The following is a 21,578-nucleotide window of genomic DNA, read 5'->3' on the forward strand; positions in this document are numbered from 1 at the left end:
GTTTCGGAGAGAGCTCTTCTCTATTACTCTTTTCTATTTAACACTGGTTTCTCGTCTGGATATAATCTATCTAGCATTTCGTCATACGCATCATTGCCATAATCAAATGCTCGTCTAACACGTGAAATAGTAGCAGTGCTTGCACCAGTTTCTTTTTTAATAGATTCATAAGTTTTCTTTAGACGAAGCAAATGGGCTACTTCAAATCGCTGAGCAAGTGATTGAATTTCGCTAATCGTGCATAAGTCGTCAAAAAATCGATAGCACTCATCTATATCCTTTAACTGCAGAATAGCATTGAATAGTTGGTCTGTTTGTTTACCTTTAATTTTTTCAATCTGCAATGTATTCATTCCTTTCTTTAGTCGTTTACGGTATATACTTAACCATATTTTCTATCCCAGGATTTGTCGGAACAATACTAATCCATGTTTTCCCTTGAACTAGCTTTGCTGGTACACCATTATCCATAGGGACCAATATGCCCTCTATATTTTTCCACTCTATTTCCTTCATAATACCGGCTTGGAAAAGATATGCTTTTCCTCCATTAGCTAATGTTAACTGCTGACGCCCAGAATTATCAATGGTTTTATGTGGGATTTCCATAAAAATAAGATTTGAAAGTTTTACAGGAGTCTCGTTCTCCTTATCGGTTGTAAGCACTCCAGCAGACTTTCTTTCATAAATCCCTTCGTCTGAAACATAATTATATTCGTTCTCAAAGCTAGTACCATTACCGTAGCGAATAGTTATATTGGAAGCTGGATTTCCAATCTTAGCACCATCTATAGATTCTAAGAAAGAGAAGGTCGGTATTTTGTTCAATTCCATTGAAGCCCCTACTCGTTCTGCTCCAGCTAAAATATTCTCACCTGAAATATAAGAGTTATGTGGTGCTTTTCTTTCTTTTGAACGCTTAAAGTAGATTCCATCATACTGCATACCGTTTATATTATCTACTACTCTAGCGTTTAACATTTTCTGTGCATCTGGACTATAGCCATGTGCCACATAAAAGGCATCTAACCCTTTGGATAGCTCTACAAAGTAATCTCTAGCACTTCTAACTGGTCCAATATTATCTGGAATCTCACTTTGAAAAATTGCCAAAAATCGAGTAACATTTCCCTCTGCAATGACTTCATAAACTAGATCTGCTTGAGATATCCCTGATTGCGGACGTGCTTGTGGATGATTATTGATAGTTACCATAACTGGTCTTTGCTTTAACTCTTCTTCTGATCCAACCCCAGTAAATGGAGCATTGAACGGCAAGACTGTCGGTTCCTCTTCAATTATTTCAGCCACACTCTCCTCTACCTCTTCTTTAATATCTTCAGCAACTACTTCCTCTATTACTGCTTCCTTTGAACACCCTGAAAGTAAAACACAAACAACAGCAATCATTCCCCATTTTTTTAACACGCTAAAGCCTCCTACCTCATTACTGCTGGAAATAAAACCTTCTTCTTCATCACATCGAATATCCCTTTTTGAGTTACACGGACATACGGCAAATGAGTAGATTGTAAAAACAGCAGTGTGTATATAGCATCCCCATGCTTAAATCCTCTATTAGCTAGTTCTCTCTTTAACACTATCTCTTCCTCTATAAGCTCTTCCATTGGCTTATCAGAAAGCCCTCCACCTATTGGAAGACTGATTGAACAGACAACCTGGTCATCTTCTACAATGACGATCCCGCCGTTCATTTTCTTCATTTCATCAAAGGCCTGCATCATACTTTTTTTACTCTTCCCAATCAATAATATATCCCCAGTATTCGAATAGGAAGAAGCAAATCCCATTAAGGACGTTGCGAAGCCTTTGATTAAAGTAGATACTTTCCACTTACCATTTCTATCTATAAGTAGCAGGAAGCTTTGGTCGTGACTTTGAGACAATTCATTGTCCGTTGTATCAACACTAATAGAATAAGGCTTAGTAATGACGTCATTCACCATTTCAATACCAAATGGCATCGAGAATTGAAAATCGCTATCGGTTAAATCGAAGTCTAGCTGAAGCGGCGGCATATTAGACCAATCTACCTCTTCTAATCCACGAACTTTTTCTCCGTCTTTTCTTAACCATACTCCTTTTGATAAAACGGCGATTGGGACAGGATTTCGCTCGTCCTCTAGAAAATTCAATGTTGCAAGTCTACCTGTTGCAATAACACCATGTAAATTTGAAAGATTATAGTACTTTGCAACGTTAAATGACGCCATCAAGTACGCATCAACCGGATCTACACCTGCATCTAATGCTACCTGGATACATTTGTCCATTACACCGTCAGTATGAAAAGATGGTGTCGAACCATCTGTAGTCATCATTAAATGATCAAAGATACGTAGATCCTTCTCTAAAATATCCTTTAGTAGGTTTGGTAAATCTGGACGAATGGAAGAATGACGTAAGGTAACTGCATAACCATGCAGTATCCGTCTTTCTACTTCCTCGATTGTCATAGACTCATGGTCACCGTCTGCCCCTAATAATCTCATTCTAGCAAGTGTTTTCTCGGATGCACCAGGAAAATGTCCTTCGATTTTCATTCCTTTGGTTTTAGCCTGCTGAAGCCAATACAGCATCTGGTCATCTCCGGATAGTAATCTAGGCCATCCCGTCAGCTCACCACCCATAATGACATCCGGTCGATTGATCCATTCTCCTACTGTTTTGGAGTTAAAAAGCTGCTCCTCATTTTCTAATTCTGTTTGGGAATCAAAACGAGCCCACCAATAAAAAGAAAAGGGTAATTTTTTTAACTCATCCATTATTGAAAACGCTTTCTTATTTTCAAGCATCAGGAAAAGGATTAAATTATCTGATATAAATGTTGTGGTTCCAAGCTGTGAAGCGTAATCTGCAAATGTTTGTGGATTATAAAGCTGGAATGGATGTACATGGGGTTCAATATAACCAGGTACAATCTTTTGCCCTGCAGCATCGTATACTTCAGTCTCATCCGTAATGAGAGGTGTTTCAGACCCTGAATAAACGATGCGGTCTTTGACAATCCAAATGTTTCCACTTATCCACTTTTTTAAATGGCTATGTAAGTAAGTAGCATTCTTAATAAGAATGTCGGGTGCTTTTGTACCGTTAACCACTTCTATTTGATGCCTTATGTGTTCGATTTTCCATATTGGATAATGCATGTAACCCTTCTCCTTCCCGTATATTCTATTCATAAAAATAATACTAGCACAGTACTTTAGTAAATCAAAGTGTTGAATTATATTTTTTGTAAATTCTGATAAACAAATAGGTAAATTTATCTGCTACTATATTTATCGACCGAATAATCTCTATTTTAAAGACAAGTAAAGTTGGTATATGGTAGTTTAGAAAATCTATCGCATAGCCTTCTCTTATATAATAGTCTCCTTAAAGGAAATTATGATAAATTTTAAAAAGGTCATTGTTTAGAACTAACACGTGATGGCAGATTTCCACTTATCTAGCGAAGAATTTTTTGTGGTGTGAGCGATAAGCAAGCTCTACTTAAGGCCCGCCTGTCGCTTTAATCATAGGTATTTCGGAAATAAAGAACTGACTTAGTATCACTTTCACAGTCCATTAGCAACTCTAAACTAAAACAAGTGGTCAAATGTTGCATTTTGCTATTATTAGGTATTATCACTTAATGAAACATTACCTTCCGTGAGAAGTACAATCTGTTCTCGCACGTTTCTAAAAAAAGAATGTCCAAGCGTATACCGGACATTCTTTCCAAATTATTTAAATGTTCGCCAACCAATATCGGTTCTATAGAATAAACCATTCCACTCTGTTTTAGATAGCTTCTCATAGACACTTTGCTGTGCAGCCTTTAAGGTTGCTTCTTTTCCCGCTACTAATAAGACACGACCACCGTTTGCTACTAGCTCTCCATCCTGCAACTTCGTACCTGCATGGAATATATGTAGTCCCTCTTCAGTCAAATAATCTAAATTAGGAATCACTGCACCCTTTGCCGGATTCATTGGATATCCCTCAGCAGCAATTACCACACCTAACATTGCCTCGTCGGACCATTCTACATGATAAGACGTTCCTTCCATCAACGCTTCCATAAATTCACCAAAATCACTCTTCATTCTAGGAAGAACTACTTGAGTTTCAGGATCTCCAAAACGAGCATTAAATTCAATAACTTTTGGACCTTCCTTTGTCAGGATAAGACCAGCATATAAAATACCTGTGAAAGGATAACCTTCCGCAGTCATTGCTTGAACGGTTGGTTCCACAATCGTTTGGTAAGCAGTCTCTATTACGTCCTTAGAGATTTGTGGCACAGGGGAATATGCACCCATACCTCCGGTGTTCGGGCCTTCATCCCCATCGAAAGCACGTTTATGATCCTGAGCTATTACCATTGGATAAATAGCTCCGTTGTGGACAAAGGACATATATGAAAATTCTTCTCCATCTAAAAACTCTTCTATAACAACACGAGAGGAAGATTCTCCAAACAATTGGTTACCAATCATGTCCTCTACTGCGGCTGTCGCCTCTTCAACCGACATCGCAACTACTACTCCTTTCCCAGCAGCAAGACCATCCGCCTTCACAACAATTGGAGCTCCAAGACGTTCAATATATGCTTTTGCTTTGTCTACCTCTGTAAATGTTTCATAAGCAGCTGTTGGGATTTTGTATTTGTCCATTAATTCTTTTGCAAAGGTTTTACTTCCTTCAATTTGTGCGGCAGCCTTCGTTGGGCCAAATATACGTAAGCCTTGACCTTCGAAGAAATCTACAATCCCTTCTGCAAGAGGCTGTTCTGGTCCGACAAACGTTAAATCAATCTTGTTTTCTTTTGCGAACTTGGCTAACTCGTCAAAAGCTAACGTATCAATCGGAACAATTTGAACGTCCTTTTCCATCCCTGCGTTCCCAGGTGCTACAAACACTTTCTGAACAGACGGAGATAGATGGAACTGCTTAGCAATAGCATGTTCTCTCCCTCCACTACCAATAACAAGAATATTCATGAATGTGGGAAGCCTCCTTAATGTTTAAAATGGCGCACGCCAGTAAATACCATCGCAATTCCATACTCGTTTGCTTTATCAATTGAATCTTGGTCTTTCACAGATCCACCAGTTTGTATAATTGCTGTAACACCAGCTTTGGCAGCTGCCTCTACCGTATCATTCATAGGGAAGAAAGCATCTGATGCAAGACTAGCTCCTTTTGCAAGATCACCTGCTTGTTCAAGAGCAATTTTAGCAGATCCTACACGGTTCATCTGGCCTGCTCCTACACCTACTGTCATTTCTTCATTCGCTACCACGATGGCGTTAGATTTAACATGCTTTACAACATTCCATCCCAATGTCATCGATTTCCATTCTTCCTCTGTAGGCTGACGTTCTGTAACTACTCGAACATCTGCATCTTTTAACCCGTAAGTATCTGGAGATTGTATTAATAATCCACCCTCTACTGAGACCGTATTCCATTTGTCTTTTTTCGTTTGCTCATAGGAAATAGTTAAAAGACGAATGTTCTTCTTAGCAGTTAGCATTGCAATGGCTTCCTCGGAGAAGGACGGAGCAATAATAATCTCTAAGAAAATGCCTGCTAATGTTTTAGCAGTAGTAGCATCCACTTCACGGTTTAAAGCCACAATTCCTCCAAAAATAGATGTAGAATCTGCTTCATAAGCTTTTTGGAATGCCTCGGAAATTGTGTTTCCTGTACCTACTCCACATGGATTCATATGCTTCACAGCAACTGCAGCTGGTAATTCAAATTCCTTAACAATTTGGATAGCAGCATTTGCATCTTGGATATTGTTATAAGAAAGCTCCTTACCGTGTAATTGCTTAGCCGATGCGATCGAGAAATCAGAACCAAGTGGGCGTTTGTAGAATGCAGCCTGTTGATGAGGATTTTCTCCATAACGCAAAGCTTGCTTACGCTCATATGTAAGAGTTAATAGCTCAGGGAATTCTTCTCCCGTAAGATTTGTCATATAATCTGCGATTAACGCATCATAAGCTGCTGTGTGACGGAATACTTTAGCTGCAAGTCTACGACGTGTTTCAATAGTAGTTTCTCCAGTTTCTTTTAGCTGACTTAACACTTCTTCGTAATCAGTTGTATCAGTAACTACTGTTACATACTGATGATTTTTAGCTGCTGAGCGTAGCATAGACGGCCCACCAATATCGATGTTTTCAATAGCATCTTCAAATGCTACATCAGGTTTTGAAATAGTTTCACGGAAAGGATAAAGGTTTACGCAAACCACTTGGATTGGGGTTATGTTATGTTCTTCTAATTGAGCTTGGTGAGAGGGATCATCATGCTTTGCTAGTAATCCACCGTGAATCATTGGGTTTAATGTTTTTACTCGACCATCCAAAATCTCTGGAAAATTAGTTACTTGGTCAACAGAGGTAATAGCAACTCCATTTTTCTCTAAAAATGATTTGGTACCTCCAGTTGATAAAATTTCATACCCAAGCTGTTCCAGCTCTTTTGCAAACTCAAGAATTCCTGATTTATCAGATACACTGATTAACGCACGTTTAGACACAATAATTCCTCCTAATTTTTTTAAAAATCGATATTAAAGTAAAGCTTATTTTATCCCAGCTTTAAAAGTAAATAGTAAAATAAAATACATTGATTTCCGCTCATATCTCGGACGCTTTTTCGCGGGGGGAGCGATAAGCCCTCATCTGTCGCTTCAATCAAGCATGGATAAAGGTAAAATAATCTCTTAAAAAAAGTGCTAAGTAATTGACCATGAAGAAACTTTCATACGTTTATTAATAAAGTTGAGCTTTTGGAAGTACTTAAGCTTATGTCCATTAACTCCACAGCTGTTGCAAGGTCTTTACGTATAATTCATGCTCTACTGCATGGATTCTTTCCTCTGTCTTCTCTCGGTCATCACATATGACGTCTACAGCACATTGAGCTAATATTGGTCCTGTATCCATACCTGCGTCTACTATGTGCACGGTGACCCCCGTAACTTTCACACCATGCTCCATTGCCTGTCCAATAGCGTCTTTTCCAGGGAAGGCGGGTAACAAGGAAGGATGAATATTAACTATACGATTCGGATATGCATCCAGTAACACATTGCCAACCAATCTCATGTAACCAGCAAGCACTAGCCATTCTACCTGTAACTCTTGTAATTCGTTTAAAATTTCCTGCTCATAAGCTTCCTTTGTAGAATAATCGGATGGCTTACATATTAGCGTTTCAATTCCTACTGCCTTTGCACGATCCACAACATATGCATCTGGTCTGTTTGTTACAACTAAGACGGGTTCACCTACCAGCTTACCCGTCCTAACCGCATCATAGATTGCTTGAAAATTAGTGCCGCTTCCTGAAGCGAAGACGGCAAACTTTGGACCTGTACTCATTACACTAAACTCCCGTCATGTGTTCCGTTGAATAGTACGCCTTCCCCTTTTACCACACGACCGATTGTGTATGCTTTTTCTCCATGAGTCTCAGCTATAGCAATCGCCTTTTCTGCCTCTTCCTCAGTTAAAGCTAGTACAAAGCCAATTCCCATATTAAATACATTGTAAAGATCTCTATCAGTCAGCTGCCCCTTTTCCTTGAGGAATTGGAATATCGGTAGCACTTCCCAAGAACCAAGATCTATTTCAGTTGCCAACCCTTCAGGCATCATCCGTGGAAGGTTTTCATAGAACCCTCCGCCAGTTACATGCGCCATACCATGGATGTTTAATTGCTGATGTAACTCCATTACTGGTTTTGCATAAATCTTAGTAGGAGTTAAGAGAGCCTTGCCAATTTCTCCAAGGTCCTCAAAACCCTCCACTATCGTATTTGCTGTATACCCTTGCTCTTCAAATACTATTTTACGTACAAGAGAATATCCATTGGAATGAACACCACTAGAGGCTATACCAACTAATACATCTCCTTCACTAATCTGCTCACCTGTTACTATTTTTGCTTTTTCACAAGCACCAACAGCAAACCCCGCTAAATCGTACTCATTCTCTTCATAAAGCCCTGGCATTTCTGCCGTTTCTCCGCCTATTAAGGCTGCACCAGACTGAACACATCCATCTGCAACGCCCTTTACAATTTGTTCGATACGAGTCGGTACTGCCTTACCTACCGCTACATAATCTAAGAAGAATAAAGGCTCTGCTCCTTGTGCAACGATGTCATTTACACACATAGCAACACAATCGATACCAATTGTGTCGTGACTGTCCATCATAAAGGCAAGCTTAAGCTTTGTTCCTACACCATCAGTCCCAGAGATTAAGACTGGTTCTTTATAATTTAAAGAAGATAAGTCGAACATTCCTCCAAAGCCACCAAAAGTACCCATGATTCCTTTTCTAGCTGTACGTTCGACATGTGATTTCATGCGTTCAACTGCTTCATAGCCAGCTTCAATATTTACACCAGCTTTTTCATATGCTTTTGACATCTATAATCCTCCTATCGAACAAGCTCTTTTTCATGTGGTAATTTTGTGTCTGGAAATATATCTGTCGGGTATTCTCCAGTAAAGCAGGCTAAGCAATGACCACAATTTTTTTCACCGTCTGGTCTGCCAATCGCTTCTACCATTCCCTCCACCGATAAGAAGGAAAGGGAATCTGCACCAATCAATTCACGCATTTCTTCAATAGAATTATTTGCTGCAATCAGTTCAGAATCAGAACTAATATCTATCCCATAAAAGCACGGATTCTTTAAAGGAGGAGAACTAATAACTACGTGAACCTCTGTCGCTCCTGCCTCCTTTAGCATATTTACAATTCTTCTAGAGGTAGTTCCACGAACGATAGAGTCATCAACCATAACAACACGCTTGCCTTTCACGACTTGACGAACTGGTGATAGCTTCATCTTAACTCCACGCTCACGCAAGTCCTGCGATGGCTGGATAAACGTTCGGCCAACATAACGGTTTTTGATCAGACCTAGCTCATACGGAATACCCGTTGATTCTGAAAATCCTATTGCTGCAGAAATACTGGAGTCTGGGACACCTGTTACCACATCTGCATCGATGAATACTTCATTTGCTAGTTGCTTTCCTAAACGCTTTCTTGCCATATGAATATTTATGCCATCTATATCAGAGTCCGGGCGAGAAAAGTAGACATACTCCATTGTACATATCGCACGGTCCTTTTTTTCAATATAACGTTCCGAACGACAACCTTCGTCATTAATAATTAAAAGCTCTCCTGGATGGATAGAGCGTACTAGCTCTGCTCCGATTAAATCGAAGGCACTTGTTTCAGAAGCCACTACCCAAGCATCGTCTAATTTCCCTAGGGAAAGAGGACGCATGCCTTGCGGATCCTGCGCGACTAGCATGCCATCCTCGGTCAGAATGATGAAGGCAAAGGCTCCTTCTAGTAATCGAAGAGATTGCTTTGCACGCTCTTCAAAGGAGGGTAATTTACTCTTTTTTAATAAGTGAGCAAGCACTTCTGTATCTGAAGTCGTTTGAAAAATACTTCCTTGCTGCTCTAGGTTACGCTTCAAACGAGTAGCATTGACGATGTTACCATTGTGCGCAATGGCTAAGCTGCCTGTCGTAGAATTGAATAGTAAAGGCTGTACATTCTCTAGTCCAGATCCTCCTGCTGTTGCATAACGAACATGAGCAATAGCCGAGTGCCCTTCCAGCTGCTCCAGCTTTCCATTATTAAACACGTCATTCACAAGGCCTTCGCCTTTTACGGCGCGTAAGGATTTGCCATCGGTTACAACGATCCCTGCACCCTCCTGTCCACGGTGCTGTAATGCATGCAGTCCATAATAACTCATGGCCGCTGGCTGGGTGTGACCCCAAATACCAAACACACCACATTCTTCGTTTAAGCCTCTGAGTTCAGCAAGCATGGTATGGCTCCTTTCCAAGCGGAACGGAATTCGTCAACAGAACCGCTGATCCATGTAGTTCCGTCTTCTTGAGAGATTACTAGATTATTTGTATCAGTTACCTGGCCAATTTTCACAGCATCTTCTACAATTGCTTCAAACTGTTCAACATCCTCTGGCTTGATCGTCACGATGAAACGAGATTGGGATTCACTAAATAAAGTCGTTACTGCTGAACCTTGAACCGTCACTTCTACTCCAAGACCTTTAGCGCCAAATGCTTTTTCAGCTAATGCTACTGCAAAACCACCCTCTGCGATATCATGGGCTGACTGTACTAAACCAGCTTGAATAGCTGATAATAAGGCTTGTTGGCGAGCTGCTTCTACCTCTAAATCGATGGAAGGCGCTTGACCAAAAATGCGACCTTCTACTAATTTTTGTAGCTCCGAGCCACCGAATTCTGTTTTAGTGTCACCAATCAAATAAACGAGATCTCCCGCTTGCTTAACAAATTGAGTTGTTACATGAGCCAAATCCTCTACTAATCCTACAAGACCAATGGTTGGTGTTGGATAAACGGCTGTTCCACTTCTTTCATTATAAAGGGACACATTTCCTCCAATTACCGGTGAGTCTAAGGCGATACAAGCAGCAGCTATCCCTTCTGCTGACTGATCTAACTGCCAGAAGATTTCCGGGTTTTCAGGGTTACCGAAATTCAGACAATCAGTAATTGCCAATGGCTTAGCTCCTGAACACACTACATTACGTGCTGCCTCTGCCACTGCAATTTTCCCTCCGGCTACTGGATCTAAATAAATATAGCGAGAGTTGCAATCTGTCGTCATAGCAAGGCCTTTATTTGTCCCACGAACACGTACAACTGCTGCATCGGAACCAGGAGTAACTACTGTACTAGTTCTAACCTGATAGTCATATTGATCGTACACCCATTCCTTTGAAGCAATTGTAGGCTGTTGAAGAAGCTTTATAAGAGCTTCGTTATAGTCCGTTACTACAGGTTCTTTGTTTTCCATAGCTTGGAATTCTGTGTAATAAGCAGGAATTTTAGAAGGCTTATGATAAACCGGTGCTTCCTCAGCAAGTGCATCTGCTGGAACCTCGGCTACAATCTCGCCATTATGAAGAAGGCGAAGCATTTTATCATTTGTTACCTTACCTACAGCAACACAATCTAGACCATACTTTTCAAAAACCTCAACGATTTCTTCTTCACGGCCCTTTTTAACAACAATTAGCATGCGTTCCTGTGATTCAGATAGCATCATTTCATAGGCAGTCATACCAGTTTCGCGCTGTGGAACAAAGTCTAAGTTCATCTCTACTCCGTGCCCAGCTTTTGAAGCCATTTCTGCCGAGGAAGAAGTTAAACCAGCTGCTCCCATGTCTTGAATCCCGATAATTGCATCCGATTTAATAACCTCTAGACATGCTTCTAATAAAAGCTTTTCCATAAATGGATCCCCTACTTGAACTGCAGGACGCTTTTCTTCAGAAGCTTCCGTCAATTCTTCCGAGGCGAATGTCGCACCATGAATTCCATCACGTCCTGTTTTTGCTCCAGCATACATCACTGTATTACCTTCACCAGCTGCTATTCCTTTTTGGATATCCTCATGGTTGATTAAACCGACACACATAGCATTTACTAGTGGGTTACCCTCGTAACAGTCATCAAACTGAATTTCTCCGCCAACTGTTGGAATACCAATACAGTTACCATAGCCAGCAATACCTGCCACTACTTCTTCAAACAAATATTTAACGCGTGGTGTTTTTAGTTCACCAAATCGCAAAGAATTTAACATAGCAATTGGACGTGCTCCCATTGAAAAGACATCTCGAATAATTCCGCCTACTCCTGTTGCAGCTCCTTGATAAGGCTCGATTGCAGAGGGATGGTTATGCGATTCCATTTTAAAAACTACAGCCTGCCCATCACCAATGTCGACAATACCTGCACCCTCTCCTGGCCCTTGTAAAACTTGAGGTCCCTTTGTAGGGAATTTACGTAGAACTGGCTTAGAATTTTTATAAGAGCAGTGCTCCGACCACATAACAGAGAATAAACCAGTCTCTGTATAATTAGGCAGTCTTCCTAGGATTTTTTCCACCATCGCAAATTCTTCATCGGACATTCCCATTTGAGCATATAGCTTTTGTTCTTTAATCTGCTCCGCATTCGGTTCAAGCATGACTGACATGAGATTCCCTCCACTGTTTCAAAATAGATTTGAATAATGCTAATCCATCACTTCCACCCATCATTTCGCTTACAGCGCGCTCTGGGTGAGGCATCATCCCAAGTACATTTCCTCTTTCGTTTACAATACCTGCAATATCTTCTATGCTTCCATTTGGATTGTCAGAAGCATAGGTAAAGACAATTTGGTTGTTTTCCTTTAGTGACATCAATGTTAGTTCATCACAATAATAATTACCTTCTCCGTGGGCAATCGGGATCTGAATCACATCATTCTTCTTATAAGCAGAGGTAAATTGGGTTTCATTATTTACTACTCTTAAGTCAACCGTGCGACACATAAACTTTAAGTCTTTGTTGCGCAATAAGGCACCTGGTAAAAGGCCAGCCTCTGTCAGCACTTGAAATCCATTACAAACACCTAGAACTGGCTTACCAGCTTCTGCAGCCTTCACCACTTCAGACATAATATTTGAGAAGCGAGAAATGGCACCACAACGTAGGTAGTCACCATAAGAGAACCCACCTGGCAGTAAAATGGCATCAAATTTGCTTAAATCCTTCTCATCATGCCAAACGTATTCTACTTCTTCGCCAAGCTCATCTTTAATCGCATGGTACATATCTAAATCACAATTGGATCCTGGAAATACGATGACAGCGAACTTCATTTGCTGACAGCCTCCTCCACCTCATAGCGATAATCTTCAATTACTGTATTCGTTAAAAGCTTTTCACACATCTCTCTTATCATTGCATCTAAATCACGTGTTCCTTCTTCTATTTGGAGCTCCAGATATTTACCAATTCTCACGTCCGTAACTTCTTTGTATTCCATAGAATGTAGTGCACCCATTACTGCACTCCCTTGTGGATCTAATACACTTTCACGAAGTGTCACATATACTTTAACTTTTTTCATTTTGATAGTCCTCCTAGACGGGAAAGTATAATCTCATAAACTTCTGTTAAGCTTCCTAAATTGCGTCTGAACACGTCTTTATCTAGTTTTTGGTTTGTTTCCTTGTCCCAAAGTCGACAAGTATCCGGAGAGATTTCATCGGCAAGCAAAATAGAACCGTCCGCTGTTTTACCAAACTCTAATTTGAAATCTACTAAAGTAACACCAATATCAGAGAATATTGGGAGAAGCACTTGGTTAACCTTGAGTGCCATCGTTTGAAGCGTATCTATTTCTTCAGAAGAAGCAATTTCCAATAAATCTAAATGTGCATTTGTTAAAAGTGGGTCACCAAGCTCGTCATCCTTTAGATAAAACTCAACAATTGGATGTTTTAGAAGGGTCCCCTCTTCCAAACCAAGTCTCTTAGAAAGACTTCCGGCAGCTATATTTCTTACAACAACCTCAAGCGGGATAATCTCTACTTTCTTTACCAGTTGGTCATTTTCAGAAAGCTGCTCAATAAAATGAGATTCAATCCCATACTTCTTTAGCTGTTCGAAAAGAATAGTAGTAATTTTGTTATTTAATATGCCCTTACCATTGATTTCTGCCTTCTTCTCTCCGTTAAATGCAGTTGCACTATCCTTATATGTAACGTAGAGAACCTCTTCGTTCTCCGTTGCATATAATCTTTTTGCTTTACCTTCGTATAATAGATCGCCTTTTATCACGATAGTTTCCCCCATATAATCAGATATGTCTTGATGTTTTTGTTAACTCTATTTATTTAAGCCTAAGCGGTCAAAAATCATATCGACGTGCTGAATGTGGTAATTGTAGTCAAAGCAATCATCCAATTCTTCTTTAGTTAATAATGAAGTAATTTTTTCATCTGCATCCACAAAGCTACGGAATGCCTTTTGAGATTCCCATGCCTTCATAGCAAGTGGCTGTACCGTATCGTATGCTGTTTCGCGCGCCAGCCCTTTGTCGATCAATGCAAGTAAAACTCGCTGTGAATATATTAAACCTAACGTGGAATCCATATTACGTTTCATGTTCTCAGGGAACACGGTAAGGTTCTTCACAATGTTACTAAAACGATTCAACATATAGTTCAATGCAATGGTTGCATCCGGTAAGATTACACGCTCTGCAGATGAATGAGAGATATCTCTTTCATGCCATAGCGCTACGTTTTCATAGGCAGTCATCATATAACCACGAATAAGTCTTGCCATCCCAACCATATTCTCAGATCCAATTGGATTACGTTTATGTGGCATTGCTGATGAACCCTTTTGTCCTTTTGAGAAAAACTCTTCTACTTCACGAGTTTCTGACTTTTGCAGTCCACGAATCTCTGTAGCAAATTTTTCGATAGAAGTAGCTACTAGCGCTATTACACTTAAATATTGAGCATGACGATCACGCTGTAAGGTTTGAGTAGAGATTGGAGAAGCTGCTAATCCGAGCTTTTCACATACGTACTGCTCTACAAATGGATCGATATTTGCATACGTACCAACCGCTCCTGACATCTTACCTGTCTCAATTACTTTAGCTGCTGCTTCAAAGCGCTCCAGGTTACGCTTCATTTCTTCTGTCCATAGTGCTAGCTTTAAACCGAATGTAGTCGGCTCTGCATGAACACCATGAGTACGTCCCATCATTACCGTATATTTATGTTCTTTTGCTTTATTTTCTAAGATTTCGATAAAGCTTTGAATGTCTTTTCGTAGTATACTGTTCGCTTGTTTAATCACATAAGAAAGAGCAGTATCGACTACGTCTGTAGAAGTTAATCCATAATGTACCCATTTACGCTCTTCTCCTAATGTTTCAGATACTGCACGAGTGAATGCTACAACATCATGTCTTGTCTCTTGTTCAATCTCTAAAATACGGTCTACCGAAAAGGAAGCATTTTTACGAAGAAGTGCGACATCCTCCTTTGGAATATCACCTATTTCTGCCCATGCCTCACAGGCTAAAATTTCTACCTCTAACCAGGCATTGTATTTGTTTTCTTCTGTCCAAATCGCTCCCATTTCAGGGCGTGTATAACGTTCTATCATTTTTATTCCTCCAAATTAAGACCAAATTTTTGATTGTTCGATTTCTACTAGTGTTTTCTCAATATCGTCCGAAAGAATCGTAACGTGTCCCATCTTTCTGTTTTCCATAGCCTCACTTTTGCCATACAGGTGTAGCGACCAATTTGGATACTTACTGAGCGAGTTTGTTACAGGAATTACATGCTGTCCTAGTATGTTGACCATAACTGAGTTCGTCCATAGCTTCGGTTGTCTTAAAGGCCAGCCACACACCGCTCTTATATGCTGATGGAATTGAGATACATTACAAGCTTCTATAGAATAGTGACCTGAATTATGAGGTCTAGGAGCTAACTCATTTATTAATATCTTGTCGCCTTCAAGCACAAACATTTCTACAGCAAGCGTTCCTACAAGATTCAAATGGTTCGCAATTACTTCCGCAGCCTCTACCGCTTTTTGAGATAGAGATTTACTAATTCTCGCTGGCACTATAGTTTCATGTAAAATATGATTCACATGAATATTTTCTCCGATTGGTAAGCAATACGTTTCTCCATTTCCATTTCTTTGTACAATTACTGAAATCTCTTTAGTAAATGGTACAAATGCTTCCGCTATGCATGGTGAGTGTTGAAAAAGAGGCTTAGCTAGTTGTAACTCTTCCTTACTTTTAACAATCTGCTGCCCTTTTCCATCATACCCTCCACGTGTAGTTTTCACCACGCATGGATAGCCGATATTATCTATGTTGGAGGATAGCTCCTCAAAGCTTTGTACCTCTATAAATTTTGCCACTGGCACTCCAGCTGCTCGAATCGATCTCTTCTCCAAAATTCGGTCTTGTGTAATTTTTACAAGCTCCGCTCCTTGAGGAACATAAGCAATTTCTGTAAGTCTCTTTAAACCTTCATAATCTATATTTTCAAATTCATAGGTTATCACTTCACTAACTTCGGCAAGCTCTTCTAAAGCTGCCTCATCGTTATATGGTGCAACAATTTGAATATCTGCAATCTGACCACAAGGAGAGTCCATCTTTGGTTCAAGGACAGCCACTTTAAATCCAGCTTCTTTAGCTGCAAGGGCCATCATTCTGCCGAGCTGTCCCCCGCCAATAATCCCTATTGTTTGTCCCGGATAGATTGTCTTCATCGTAGCTCACCATTACTTTCTAAGACATTTTTTTTAATTGCTTCTCTTCTATTTTCTAACCGAATAGCAATTTCGTCATTTTGAATGGAAAGAATTTGTGCAGCTAGTAAACCTGCATTTGTAGCACCGGCCTTGCCTATTGCCACCGTTGCTACTGGAACTCCTCCAGGCATTTGAACAATTGATAACAAAGAATCCAATCCATTCAATGCCTTGGATTGAACTGGTACACCTATAACCGGAAGTGTCGTCTTTGCCGCCACCATTCCTGGTAGATGTGCTGCTCCGCCTGCTCCAGCAATAATTACCTGAATACCTCTTCCTCGCGCTTGTTCCGCATATTCAAACATAAGATCAGGAGTGCGATGTGCAGATACCACCTGTTTCTCATATGGAATATGTAACTCCTCTAATATTTCACAGCTATGCTTCATCGTTTCCCAATCACTAGAACTACCCATAATTACACCAATTTTTGCGTCCATTATTTTCGTCCCTTCCTTTTAAACAAAAAATTCCTCAAATAAACTACTTTCTTTAAGAAGAAAAGCAGTTTACTTGAGGAACATAGTAAGGGTGTTTGATACTTGCATATGCATAGAAGAACACACCCTTTTAGCAGTTTCCAAAAGTCGCTTTCCCTCATAGTCCTGTCATTTACGGTGACTTGGTAGAAACGCTAAAGCCAATTCTTTAGCATATATGGGGATTAAATCGTTCTATTACTATTAATATTCTAACAAGTCTAGATAGCAACGTCAACGCCTAAAAGCGAACAATAAATTTTCAGAAAACTACAATGTTCGGTTTTTGATGTATTTTCTATTATTTCTTTTCTTTAATACCTTTTAATTGAATAATTTGCCTGATAGGAACAGGTTTTCCATCCACCTCTGCAAATAAAGGCTCTTCTCGCCTACCAACCACTTGAAAGCCATGCTCTGCCATCTTTTCCATACAGGCTGCAATGCTTTCGTTTTCTTGCACTTCAAACCATTGTGTTTCTTGCTTCATCTAAAGAGCTTCCCTTTCCTAATCGTTTTAACCCAGAACCCGCCATGAATAGTTTTAGGCTCATGTGCAATAATAAATATTTTTGGATCAATTTCCTTTAATCGAGCATATAACTTATTCTCGTATTTCCTAGGCGTTAATATTTGAAGGGCTTGTCTTTGCCCAGCTAGACCATTTACCGTCCAATCTGTAACCCCATATCCTTCTTCTCGAAGGATATTAGATAAGTGGTTTACATCACTTTCCACAGAAATAGCATTAACCATAATATATCCTAAAGACATCTTTTCCTCAAGCTTAGAACCAACAATGATTCCTGTTCCAAAACCAAGTGCATAGGCAACAAGATTTTGAATAGCATCCAAGTTATCTAACACTAGGCCAAGTCCTACTACATATACAGTAACCTCTACAATACTCATAAATGCAGCAATATATCGATATCCCTTTAACGTAAGAATCATCCTAGTAGTGGATAACGTAACGTATACAATGTTAATGACAAAAATCGTCAACACCATAATCCATGCATTTTCTAACATTCTTCCAACTCCTTTAAATAATAGTTCCTCATAGGTAGAAGATATTCTAATATATACCCTTTATGAACATATATAATCTGGGAACCTGCATGGAGTATGGAAACATGTAAAATGAATTTCATTCTATATATCGGTATTCAATTAATGTATAAACCAATTAGAAAATTGAAAAAGAAGGGAACTACAGAGCATTTATTGATTGGTTAAGAAGGAAGGACATTTTGAATTTGAATGAGAGTAAATTTCACCTCTGAGGGTAACGATGGGATTGTTACGTGTGGAGAATTTTCAATACAACATTCGTTATATGAATGATATTTTATATAGATTATACGGAAAGAAATAAACTCCCTAGTATTAAATTTAATACCCGGGAGCCCCCATTAACTATAACTCATAAGCCTTAAGACGATTAATAGATTTTGTTTACAACAGCCTTTGCGGTTTTCTGCTTCATCTCTAGTGATTTATCTTTTGATTGTAACGCTAATCCTGTGCATAAAAGATCGACGATAAAAAGCTGAGAAATTTTAGCCGTTAATGATCCACCTTCCAATGGAGACTCTTTTGCTCCGCCTAGTAAGACAATATCTGCAAATTGAGTAATAGGAGAACGTGAATAATACGTAATGGCAATGATTTTTGCTCCAGCCATTTTAGCTATCTCTAGCGCCTCCAATGTATCCCTAGTACTTCCAGATATACTAAGGCCAACTACTACATCCTCTGCAGTAAGCGTGGCCGCAGACATAGCTTGTAAATGTGAATCCGTAATTGCTTCTGAAGGTCTACCGATTCTTAACAATCTACTTTTCGCGTCTAATGCAGTTATTCCAGAGGTACCAACTCCAAAGAAACTAATGGTTCGAGCCTTATTTAATAGTTCGATAGCTGCCTCTAAATCGTTCTCAATAATCATAGAAGCTGTATTTTCTATTGCCTTAATGGTATTCCCTCTAATGGATTGGATAAAATTAGATGCTTCCGAGTTATCTTTGTCTCTTTCACCCTCAGACAAGTTTTGAGCAATCGTTAGTTTAAATTCTTGATACCCTTTTAATCCTATCTTCCTACAAAATCTAAGTACAGTAGTTTCTCCAACGCCTGCTTCATCGGCTAAATCTGTTACCGAATAATAAATAACCTTACCCAAATTTTCTTGGACAAATGTTGCTACTTTTTGCTCTGAGTTAGTCAATGATGGATAGTAACTATTTATTATTTCTATTATAGGCATTTTCATGTATTCTACCGTCCTTATCTTAGGAAATGTTAATATAAAATATATACTTCTATTTTATACTATTACTTCTTTGAATACAGTTTTTAGCTAAACCATACCTCTTCGGGAACTTTACATCCGAAAGACTGTGCGTCCGCGTTAATTATTGTCTATGCCGGTACTTAGCTTCACTTTTTCAAAGACTACCTGCATTTATGCATTTTTAATGTTCAGTGCTTGAACGAACTTTTCCGTAATATGCTGTGGTCTTGTAATGGCTGATCCAACAACTACTGTGTGTGCCCCTTTTTCTAAAAGGATACTTACTTCTTCTGGGTTATTCACCCTACCCTCTGCTATTACTGGTTTACTCGTTAACCTAGAAAGCTCCTCTACCAATTCTATATCGGGACCGCTGTTACTACTTCTAGTATATGATGTGTACCCTGACAGGGTAGTTGAGACACAATCTGCACCATATTCTAAAGCCTTCAAGCCCTCCTCGACGGTAGAGATATCTGCTAGCACTAATCTGCCATGTTGTTTAATATACGTAATCAGGTCAGGAAGGTTTTCTTCGTTGGGACGACTTCTAGATGTTGCATCTAGTGCAATCATAACCACACCTGTATCTAGTAGCTCGTCTACTTCCTTTCTAGTAGGTGTGATATAAACCTCACTATCCTCGTAGTCTCGCTTTACAAGACCAATTATCGGCAAGCTTGTCACTTGCTCTATTGCCTTAATATCTTCACTTCCATTTGCCCTTATTCCAGAGGCACCACCTTGTTCTGCTGCTACTGCCATCTTAGCCATTATGTTTGAGCCATGTAAAGGTTCATCCTCTAGAGCCTGACAAGAAACAATCAATTTACCTTTAACCTTACTAAAGAAGTCCGACTTTCTCATCTAATCACCACTGTTTGTACTAATCTATAAGATTATTATTTTTGTTCAATACCGTCACACCGTTCACCATACAGATTTATTCCGTAATTCCATGTAACTTTTCATATTTTGTTTCAATCTTAGCCTTTACAATTTTGTTCATGCAGGTTATCCATAAAAAGATTACCCCACCTGACAAAAATAGTAACGAAATCGGATAGATGATAGTTATAAAAGTTACCGTCAATACACCTAAAAGGTTAATGAAAGTCCAGTGTGGATAAGAAAACCCTGTAAAGAATGCTGTCTTAAGCGTATCTTTCATACTTAATTCGGATTCTACTATCATTGGGAAAGCATAAAAACTGATTACTAATAAAAAGACTAAGAAAATAGAAAAGGTAACTATTAAAGAACTCCAAATTATATTACTTTCAAAAGAAAGAAATAATCTAAGATCTATAATAAGGATAAAAAAGATTAACCCTAGCAAATAGCCCATTGATTGCGACTTCCAATAATTCTTTTTAAAGGATGTTTTAAACGTCCCCCAAACAGATATATCTGTATTTCCTTTTGTCCATTCATTTGTTACTACAAAAGCTGCTCTTGTAGCCGGAAACATACTAAATATAAAAACTCCAGCTATGCATGAGAATAGCCATAACAGATTGAGCTTAACAATTCGTATAAACCAATCAAATCCAGCGTAGATACCAGAAGTTATTGCATCCAAAACAGATTTACCTCCTTCGTAATCTTTTACCCCTTCACTGAGCTAGAATATGCAGCCTCTATAAAATAGCGTTGAAATGCTATAAACACGATAATAATTGGAACTAAAGCAATCATAGCTCCAGCTGCAACAAGTCTTGTGTTCGCAGAAAATGCCCCTTGAAGTTGATACAGACCTAAGGTTATCGGATAAGTACTTGGATCGTTTAGGATAAGTAATGGCCATAGGAAACTGTTCCATGCCCCCATAAAGCTTAGGATGGTAAGAACACCGAGCATCGGTTTAACCATAGGGAACATGATTTTCCAGAATACTTGCCACACGTTTGCCCCATCAATAATAGCAGACTCTTCCACTTCCTTAGGAATGCCCATAAATCCTTGTCTCATCAAGAAAATACCCATAACACTTATTGCCCCAGGTAAAATAACACCAGCATAAGAGCCCATTAAACCCAACTTATCGATGATTAGGTAGGTTGGAATCATTGTGACTTCTCCAGGGATCATCATTGTCGCAATAACTAGCAAAAACACGAAATTACGACCTTTGAAGGTCATTCTTGCTAGTGGAAAAGCTGCAAAGGAACATAACATTAAGGGAAGTACTACCCCAAAAAAAGTTAGGATTACACTATTCATTAAGTATCTAGCTATAGGCAATGTATTCCATACAGTAATGAAGTTATCGAAAGTAATATTCTTTGGTATTAATTGAGGTGGTATAGAAAATAAGACATCATTCGTTCCTTTTAAAGAAGTGGATAGCGCAAATAGGAAAGGGACAATGGTAATACATGTTATTACTAAGAGGAGTAGATAAGATAACAATTTAAATAATAGTTTTTGTTTATTTATTCTTTTGCTTGGATTATCAGACTTAGATTTTTTGCCGGTTTGATTTGTCGTTTTATTCATATCTTCTTCGATTATCGATTGTGCCAATGTATTCACCTCC

Annotated in this window: 21 protein-coding genes and 1 riboswitch; all 21 genes read right to left on the reverse strand. The window is 39.2% G+C overall.

Annotated features, from left to right (window positions below):
* Positions 1-23 precede the first annotated feature (23 nt).
* Complete coding sequence (locus NSQ95_RS16045; protein ID WP_169360559.1) at positions 24-344, reverse strand: YerC/YecD family TrpR-related protein; 321 nt, start codon at positions 342-344, stop codon at positions 24-26.
* Positions 345-369: 25 nt separating this feature from the next.
* Positions 370-1,428, reverse strand: a complete 1,059-nt coding sequence (locus NSQ95_RS16050) for a DUF3048 domain-containing protein (RefSeq protein ID WP_298470726.1) — start codon at positions 1,426-1,428, stop codon at positions 370-372.
* A gap of 11 nt (positions 1,429-1,439) precedes the next feature.
* Positions 1,440-3,170 (reverse strand): adenine deaminase C-terminal domain-containing protein, encoded by a 1,731-nt coding sequence (locus tag NSQ95_RS16055; RefSeq protein ID WP_298470728.1) that lies wholly within the window; start codon positions 3,168-3,170, stop codon positions 1,440-1,442.
* A gap of 579 nt (positions 3,171-3,749) precedes the next feature.
* Positions 3,750-5,009 carry a phosphoribosylamine--glycine ligase gene (purD, locus tag NSQ95_RS16060; protein WP_342559963.1) on the reverse strand — a complete coding sequence of 420 codons (1,260 nt, stop codon included), beginning with the start codon at positions 5,007-5,009 and terminating at the stop codon, positions 3,750-3,752.
* A 17-nt stretch (positions 5,010-5,026) separates the two neighbouring features.
* Entirely contained in the window at positions 5,027-6,562 is a 1,536-nt protein-coding gene (gene purH, locus NSQ95_RS16065) for a bifunctional phosphoribosylaminoimidazolecarboxamide formyltransferase/IMP cyclohydrolase (protein WP_169360556.1), read from the reverse strand.
* Positions 6,563-6,839: 277 nt separating this feature from the next.
* Positions 6,840-7,409, reverse strand: coding sequence for a phosphoribosylglycinamide formyltransferase (purN, locus tag NSQ95_RS16070; protein WP_340882079.1), 570 nt, complete (start codon positions 7,407-7,409; stop codon positions 6,840-6,842).
* The gene (gene purM / locus NSQ95_RS16075; protein ID WP_298470735.1) at positions 7,409-8,464 is read right to left on the reverse strand and encodes a phosphoribosylformylglycinamidine cyclo-ligase; all 1,056 of its coding nucleotides are present in this window, start codon (positions 8,462-8,464) and stop codon (positions 7,409-7,411) included. The genes purN and purM overlap by 1 nt, the downstream gene beginning before the upstream one ends.
* Before the next feature lie 11 nt (positions 8,465-8,475).
* Positions 8,476-9,897, reverse strand: a complete 1,422-nt coding sequence (purF, locus tag NSQ95_RS16080; RefSeq protein WP_298470737.1) for an amidophosphoribosyltransferase — start codon at positions 9,895-9,897, stop codon at positions 8,476-8,478.
* On the reverse strand, positions 9,873-12,104 hold the full coding sequence (gene purL, locus NSQ95_RS16085) for a phosphoribosylformylglycinamidine synthase subunit PurL (protein ID WP_340882077.1): 2,232 nt from the start codon (positions 12,102-12,104) through the stop codon (positions 9,873-9,875). The genes purF and purL overlap by 25 nt, the downstream gene beginning before the upstream one ends.
* A complete protein-coding gene (gene purQ / locus NSQ95_RS16090; RefSeq protein ID WP_169360551.1) occupies positions 12,088-12,774 on the reverse strand; it encodes a phosphoribosylformylglycinamidine synthase subunit PurQ in 687 nt (228 codons plus the stop codon). The genes purL and purQ overlap by 17 nt, the downstream gene beginning before the upstream one ends.
* On the reverse strand, positions 12,771-13,025 hold the full coding sequence (purS, locus tag NSQ95_RS16095; protein WP_169360550.1) for a phosphoribosylformylglycinamidine synthase subunit PurS: 255 nt from the start codon (positions 13,023-13,025) through the stop codon (positions 12,771-12,773). Before purS ends, purQ begins: the two co-directional genes overlap by 4 nt.
* Positions 13,022-13,738: a phosphoribosylaminoimidazolesuccinocarboxamide synthase gene (gene purC, locus NSQ95_RS16100; RefSeq protein WP_340882073.1), complete on the reverse strand. Its 717-nt coding sequence runs from the start codon at positions 13,736-13,738 to the stop codon at positions 13,022-13,024. The genes purS and purC overlap by 4 nt, the downstream gene beginning before the upstream one ends.
* A 48-nt stretch (positions 13,739-13,786) precedes the next feature.
* Positions 13,787-15,085, reverse strand: a complete 1,299-nt coding sequence (gene purB, locus NSQ95_RS16105) for an adenylosuccinate lyase (protein ID WP_251556581.1) — start codon at positions 15,083-15,085, stop codon at positions 13,787-13,789.
* 15 nt (positions 15,086-15,100) lie between these two features.
* Complete coding sequence (gene purK, locus NSQ95_RS16110) at positions 15,101-16,219, reverse strand: 5-(carboxyamino)imidazole ribonucleotide synthase (protein WP_251556583.1); 1,119 nt, start codon at positions 16,217-16,219, stop codon at positions 15,101-15,103.
* Positions 16,216-16,704 (reverse strand): 5-(carboxyamino)imidazole ribonucleotide mutase, encoded by a 489-nt coding sequence (gene purE, locus NSQ95_RS16115; protein WP_340882071.1) that lies wholly within the window; start codon positions 16,702-16,704, stop codon positions 16,216-16,218. Before purE ends, purK begins: the two co-directional genes overlap by 4 nt.
* A 140-nt stretch (positions 16,705-16,844) precedes the next feature.
* Positions 16,845-16,945: riboswitch (purine riboswitch) on the reverse strand.
* Positions 16,946-17,044: 99 nt separating this feature from the next.
* On the reverse strand, positions 17,045-17,233 hold the full coding sequence (locus tag NSQ95_RS16120) for an NETI motif-containing protein (protein WP_340882069.1): 189 nt from the start codon (positions 17,231-17,233) through the stop codon (positions 17,045-17,047).
* Positions 17,230-17,775, reverse strand: a complete 546-nt coding sequence (locus tag NSQ95_RS16125) for a DUF5698 domain-containing protein (protein WP_340882067.1) — start codon at positions 17,773-17,775, stop codon at positions 17,230-17,232. The genes NSQ95_RS16120 and NSQ95_RS16125 overlap by 4 nt, the downstream gene beginning before the upstream one ends.
* 412 nt (positions 17,776-18,187) lie before the next feature.
* Positions 18,188-19,018 carry a MurR/RpiR family transcriptional regulator gene (locus tag NSQ95_RS16130; RefSeq protein WP_240949767.1) on the reverse strand — a complete coding sequence of 277 codons (831 nt, stop codon included), beginning with the start codon at positions 19,016-19,018 and terminating at the stop codon, positions 18,188-18,190.
* A 192-nt stretch (positions 19,019-19,210) separates the two neighbouring features.
* Positions 19,211-19,906 (reverse strand): N-acetylmannosamine-6-phosphate 2-epimerase, encoded by a 696-nt coding sequence (locus NSQ95_RS16135; RefSeq protein ID WP_340882064.1) that lies wholly within the window; start codon positions 19,904-19,906, stop codon positions 19,211-19,213.
* 76 nt (positions 19,907-19,982) lie between these two features.
* Positions 19,983-20,621: a DUF624 domain-containing protein gene (locus NSQ95_RS16140; protein WP_340882062.1), complete on the reverse strand. Its 639-nt coding sequence runs from the start codon at positions 20,619-20,621 to the stop codon at positions 19,983-19,985.
* A gap of 26 nt (positions 20,622-20,647) precedes the next feature.
* Entirely contained in the window at positions 20,648-21,565 is a 918-nt protein-coding gene (locus tag NSQ95_RS16145; protein ID WP_340882060.1) for a carbohydrate ABC transporter permease, read from the reverse strand.
* Between the last annotated feature and the right edge of the window lie 13 nt (positions 21,566-21,578).

This window comes from Psychrobacillus sp. FSL W7-1457 (genome assembly GCF_038593405.1).
Taxonomy (GTDB): Bacteria; Bacillota; Bacilli; order Bacillales_A; family Planococcaceae; genus Psychrobacillus.

Excerpts from the sequence above, each read along its gene's own strand:
- NSQ95_RS16055 (WP_298470728.1), bottom strand. The coding sequence starts at position 3,170 with ATGCATTATCCAATATGGAAAATCGAACACATAAGGCATCAAATAGAA.
- purD (WP_342559963.1), bottom strand. The coding sequence starts at position 5,009 with ATGAATATTCTTGTTATTGGTAGTGGAGGGAGAGAACATGCTATTGCT.
- purN (WP_340882079.1), bottom strand. The coding sequence starts at position 7,409 with ATGAGTACAGGTCCAAAGTTTGCCGTCTTCGCTTCAGGAAGCGGCACT.
- purM (WP_298470735.1), bottom strand. The coding sequence starts at position 8,464 with ATGTCAAAAGCATATGAAAAAGCTGGTGTAAATATTGAAGCTGGCTAT.
- purF (WP_298470737.1), bottom strand. The coding sequence starts at position 9,897 with ATGCTTGCTGAACTCAGAGGCTTAAACGAAGAATGTGGTGTGTTTGGT.
- purL (WP_340882077.1), bottom strand. The coding sequence starts at position 12,104 with ATGTCAGTCATGCTTGAACCGAATGCGGAGCAGATTAAAGAACAAAAG.
- purQ (WP_169360551.1), bottom strand. The coding sequence starts at position 12,774 with ATGAAGTTCGCTGTCATCGTATTTCCAGGATCCAATTGTGATTTAGAT.
- purS (WP_169360550.1), bottom strand. The coding sequence starts at position 13,025 with ATGAAAAAAGTTAAAGTATATGTGACACTTCGTGAAAGTGTATTAGAT.
- purB (WP_251556581.1), bottom strand. The coding sequence starts at position 15,085 with ATGATAGAACGTTATACACGCCCTGAAATGGGAGCGATTTGGACAGAA.
- purK (WP_251556583.1), bottom strand. The coding sequence starts at position 16,219 with ATGAAGACAATCTATCCGGGACAAACAATAGGGATTATTGGCGGGGGA.
- purE (WP_340882071.1), bottom strand. The coding sequence starts at position 16,704 with ATGGACGCAAAAATTGGTGTAATTATGGGTAGTTCTAGTGATTGGGAA.
- NSQ95_RS16120 (WP_340882069.1), bottom strand. The coding sequence starts at position 17,233 with ATGAAGCAAGAAACACAATGGTTTGAAGTGCAAGAAAACGAAAGCATT.
- NSQ95_RS16125 (WP_340882067.1), bottom strand. The coding sequence starts at position 17,775 with ATGTTAGAAAATGCATGGATTATGGTGTTGACGATTTTTGTCATTAAC.
- NSQ95_RS16130 (WP_240949767.1), bottom strand. The coding sequence starts at position 19,018 with ATGAAAATGCCTATAATAGAAATAATAAATAGTTACTATCCATCATTG.
- NSQ95_RS16135 (WP_340882064.1), bottom strand. The coding sequence starts at position 19,906 with ATGAGAAAGTCGGACTTCTTTAGTAAGGTTAAAGGTAAATTGATTGTT.